We start from the raw sequence: 3,958 nt of genomic DNA on the forward strand, positions 1-3,958 counted from the left end.
TCGCAGGTTCGAATCCTGTCTTCCCGATTAAATGGTTTCTTATACATTTAAATTTAGATCGCGGTGTAGCTCAGCTGGCTAGAGCGTCCGGTTCATACCCGGGAGGTCGAGGGTTCGATCCCCCCCGCCGCGATAGGTTTTAATATACGAACTTGGACCTTTAGCTCAGTTGGTTAGAGCAGACGGCTCATAACCGTTCGGTCGTAGGTTCGAGTCCTACAAGGTCCATCTAATATGTGTGTTGCTATGTTGGTGGACATGAAAACCGTATATTGTAATGGAGGATTACCCAAGTCTGGCTGAAGGGAACGGTCTTGAAAACCGTCAGGTGGGTCAAACCACGCGAGAGTTCGAATCTCTCATCCTCCTTTTTTTATTATCGCGGGATGGAGCAGTCTGGTAGCTCGTCGGGCTCATAACCCGAAGGTCGCAGGTTCAAACCCTGCTCCCGCAATTATGGTTCCATGGTCTAGTTGGTTTAGGACGCCTGCCTGTCACGCAGGAGATCACGAGTTCGAGTCTCGTTGGAACCGTTATGGCTCGGTAGCTCAGTTGGTAGAGCAACGGATTGAAGCTCCGTGTGTCGGCAGTTCGATTCTGTCCCGCGCCATCCTAACATGCAATTATGCGGGTGTAGTTTAGTGGTAAAATCACAGCCTTCCAAGCTGTTGTCGCGAGTCCGATTCTCGTCACCCGCTTTTTCATATAATGGGCCTATAGCTCAGCTGGTTTAGAGCGCACGCCTGATAAGCGTGAGGTCGATGGTTCAAGTCCATTTAGGCCCATTGGAGAAGTACTCAAGTGGCTGAAGAGGCGCCCCTGCTAAGGGTGTAGGTCGCGTAAGCGGCGCAAGGGTTCAAATCCCTTCTTCTCCGTTTTATGACCCGTTGGTCAAGTGGTTTAAGACACTGCCCTTTCACGGCAGTAACATGGGTTCGAATCCCGTACGGGTCATTTTCATATAATATTATCGCGGGATGGAGCAGTCTGGTAGCTCGTCGGGCTCATAACCCGAAGGTCGCAGGTTCAAACCCTGCTCCCGCAATTATGGTTCCATGGTCTAGTTGGTTTAGGACGCCTGCCTGTCACGCAGGAGATCACGAGTTCGAGTCTCGTTGGAACCGTCTCGAGGAATGGAATTTTTATTTATTGAATTTAAGAGAGTTAATACAGTTATCTGTGTTGACTCTTTTTTTGTGTTCGGATTATTCAATCGATGAACAACTGGATTTAAAGGCTCTTTGTCAAATCCTGTTGATGAACCGCCAGAGACAGTATTAGGAGTTATGCAATTTCTAATGTTATCTTTAAAAAAACGCAGAATACGTAGTTTTTCTGTCATCACGAAAATAATTGAAAGTTTTGACCTTATTTGTAGTCGTATGTTTATGCGTGTTCAATTAGTTCTAATAAAGTGATGCTTTTTTAAATATCAAAAAAATATCAAAAAAACTCTCTGATAGTTTTGCTATCGGAGAGATTCAAAAAACGAATTATTTTATTTCATTAGAATTAAAATATTAAACAGCAGATTCAAAATAACATTGATGGTTAAAATTAATTTAGGTTGTTTAACCATCCGTTGAAAGGTCCAAGAAATCAATATTAACAAGCTCGCAAACACAGAATAAATACCAACATGCGTGAAGAGTAATATACATGCACAAAGGGCACCAATTCCAAGGTTAATAATGGTGGAAAAATTAATTCTTTTTATAAAGAATGGATAATAAAATAAAAATGTGCTAAGTAACGGAATAATAAGAGCTTTTAGAAAATTAGTGGATAAGAACCCACATTGCACGTAAAAAAGTGTTTCTGGGAGGATAAATGCAGAGCTAATTGTAAATAGCAACCAACCTGCCCAATTGTTTTTGAAAGATAGGAAGAATGGTAGCAACGACGATAAACAGACAAAGAGTAACAATCCAATTGTAGGTGCAATACTGGAAAAAGAGAATGCAGCAATTAGAACTGCAACTCCGGTCATACCCAGAAAAAAGATCATTGGAAATTTGTTTGTGAAGCGATCGAAGACTAAAAAGTTAAACATAAAAATAAATAAAATTAGGATAGCCTGATTACTAACTGTATGTTGAATGGTTGTATTTACCAGACGGCTATAAACTGTGGGAATCAACCAAGTTGAGAAAGTTTGAATAAGGGCTAAACCTAACGGAAGTAAAGTTTTCTTTTTTTCAGTTGTGAGATGTAAATTTTGCATAAACGTTTCTCCTATGTGAGATAACTCAATCCTAAACAAAGTTAAGTAGAAGGTCAACAAAAATCTGTCTTTTAAAGGTTTTCTATTTGTGATAGACTTGATAAGACGGTTTTTTAATTTTGAATTCATTAAGAAGAGTAAGCACAGTGTTGTAAATGGCTTGTAATACTTAATTCGAATAGAAATGAAAAGCTTCAGTGTACAGGTTATGATATTGAACAAACATTATTTTGTTCCCGAAAGGATTTGTGTAAAAGCAAAGATACCTTGTAACCGTTTATAATAAGGGGGAAATTTTCAAATGCAAGAGAGACATTTATTTACATCGGAATCAGTTTCAGAGGGTCATCCAGATAAAATTGCTGACCAAATTAGTGATGCAATTTTGGATGCTATGTTGGAACAAGATCCAGAAGCACGAGTAGCCTGTGAAACGACCGTGACAACTGGTTTAGTGGTTGTGGTTGGTGAAATTAGTACAACGGCTTATGTCGATATTCAAAAAACAGTCCGAAATACCATCAAAGAGATTGGCTATAAGGATGGTCAATATGGATTTGATGGTGATAACTGTGCTGTGATGATTGCCATTGATGAGCAATCACCTGATATTGCACAGGGGGTTGACGATTCTTTGGAGACCCGCGAAGGTGACGAAGATCCATTAGACAAGATTGGTGCTGGCGATCAAGGACTTATGTTTGGTTTTGCCATTGATGAGACACCTGAGTTAATGCCATTACCAATTATGCTTAGCCATCACCTAATGCAAAAAACAGCCCAAGTTCGCAAATCTGGTGAGTTACGTTATTTACGTCCGGATGCTAAAGCTGAAGTTACGGTGGAATATGATGATAATGAAAAACCGGTTCGCGTTGACACAGTTGTTTTAAGCACACAGCATGATCCAAATGTGTTACTTGAAACCATTCGTGAAGATGTTTTAGAACATATCATTAAACCTGTTATTCCTGCTGAGTTACTCGATGATAAAACGAAATACTTCATTAATCCAACTGGTCGATTCGTTATTGGCGGACCTCAAGGTGATGCTGGGTTAACAGGACGAAAAATTATTGTTGATACTTATGGTGGTTTTGCGCGTCACGGCGGTGGTGCTTTCTCTGGGAAAGATGCTACTAAAGTTGATCGTTCGGCTAGTTATGCTGCTCGTTATATTGCTAAAAATATTGTAGCAGCCGGATTGGCTCACAAAGTAGAAGTGCAGTTAGCTTACGCAATTGGGGTAGCTCAACCAGTTTCAATTTCTGTAGATACGTTTGGAACAGGAAATGTTTCAGAAGAAAAATTAGCGGCTGCTATTCGTAAGATTTTTGATTTACGTCCAGCTGGAATTATTAAAATGTTAGATTTGCAGCGACCAATTTATAAAAAGACCGCTGCTTATGGGCATTTCGGTCGGACCGATATTGATTTGCCTTGGGAACATACTGATAAAGTTGATGCTTTAAAAGAATTATTGAAATAAATATTCAAAAAGTCTCTTCTACAATTTGAGTGGGAGAGGCTTTTTAGTTGGAGAGGGATTAGATGACAGCAAAAAAAACAAACGTTACGCTGGTTACTATTGCGATTTTTGTGGCCACATTTTTAACGGCTGTGGAAGGAACCATTGTGTCAACGGCGATGCCAACGATTGTTGGAGATTTGCATGGTGTTAATTTAATGAATTGGATTGTGTCAATTTTCTACCATTAGTCAAGAGAAACCTTT

The 3,958-nt window shown here is 39.9% G+C and carries 2 protein-coding genes, 12 tRNA genes, 1 pseudogene and 1 riboswitch; of the genes and pseudogenes, 14 read left to right on the plus strand and 1 reads right to left on the minus strand.

All coding sequences use genetic code 11. The features are described from left to right. Nucleotides 1-59: 59 nt before the first annotated feature. From IV84_RS09815 to IV84_RS09870, 12 genes are all read left to right on the plus strand, one after another. Nucleotides 60-133, plus strand: a tRNA-Met gene (locus IV84_RS09815). Between the two features lie 21 nt (nt 134-154). Continuing rightward, nucleotides 155-228 (plus strand) — tRNA-Ile (locus tag IV84_RS09820). 51 nt (nt 229-279) lie between these two features. After that, nucleotides 280-369, plus strand: a tRNA-Ser gene (locus IV84_RS09825). An 11-nt stretch (nt 370-380) separates the two neighbouring features. Beyond that, a tRNA-Met gene (locus IV84_RS09830) sits at nt 381-454 on the plus strand. Between the two features lie 4 nt (nt 455-458). Continuing rightward, nucleotides 459-533 (plus strand) — tRNA-Asp (locus IV84_RS09835). A 4-nt stretch (nt 534-537) separates the two neighbouring features. Then, nucleotides 538-610: transfer RNA gene (locus IV84_RS09840), tRNA-Phe, on the plus strand. 17 nt (nt 611-627) lie between these two features. Further along, nucleotides 628-698: transfer RNA gene (locus IV84_RS09845), tRNA-Gly, on the plus strand. Nucleotides 699-710: 12 nt separating this feature from the next. Next, nucleotides 711-785, plus strand: a tRNA-Ile gene (locus IV84_RS09850). Nucleotides 786-787: 2 nt separating this feature from the next. Further along, nucleotides 788-875, plus strand: a tRNA-Ser gene (locus IV84_RS09855). Nucleotides 876-881: 6 nt separating this feature from the next. Then, nucleotides 882-954, plus strand: a tRNA-Glu gene (locus tag IV84_RS09860). A gap of 17 nt (nt 955-971) precedes the next feature. Further along, nucleotides 972-1,045 (plus strand) — tRNA-Met (locus IV84_RS09865). Nucleotides 1,046-1,049: 4 nt separating this feature from the next. Then, a tRNA-Asp gene (locus IV84_RS09870) sits at nt 1,050-1,124 on the plus strand. Between the two features lie 374 nt (nt 1,125-1,498). Here IV84_RS09870 and IV84_RS09875 read toward each other — a convergent pair. Beyond that, the gene (locus tag IV84_RS09875) at nt 1,499-2,224 is read right to left on the minus strand and encodes a hypothetical protein (protein ID WP_046871698.1); all 726 of its coding nucleotides are present in this window, start codon (nt 2,222-2,224) and stop codon (nt 1,499-1,501) included. Between the two features lie 220 nt (nt 2,225-2,444). Then, nucleotides 2,445-2,528, plus strand: a riboswitch (SMK box riboswitch). Between IV84_RS09875 and metK the strand changes: the two genes are divergently transcribed. Continuing rightward, on the plus strand, nt 2,526-3,713 hold the full coding sequence (metK, locus tag IV84_RS09880) for a methionine adenosyltransferase (RefSeq protein WP_046871699.1): 1,188 nt from the start codon (nt 2,526-2,528) through the stop codon (nt 3,711-3,713). (Overlaps the previous riboswitch by 3 nt.) A 62-nt stretch (nt 3,714-3,775) precedes the next feature. Next, nucleotides 3,776-3,934 (plus strand): annotated as a pseudogene (locus tag IV84_RS10975) (MDR family MFS transporter); the annotation flags it as partial. Nucleotides 3,935-3,958: the final 24 nt, after the last annotated feature.

The sequence above is a fragment of the Pediococcus damnosus genome, assembly GCF_001437255.1.
Classification (GTDB): domain Bacteria; phylum Bacillota; class Bacilli; order Lactobacillales; family Lactobacillaceae; genus Pediococcus; species Pediococcus damnosus.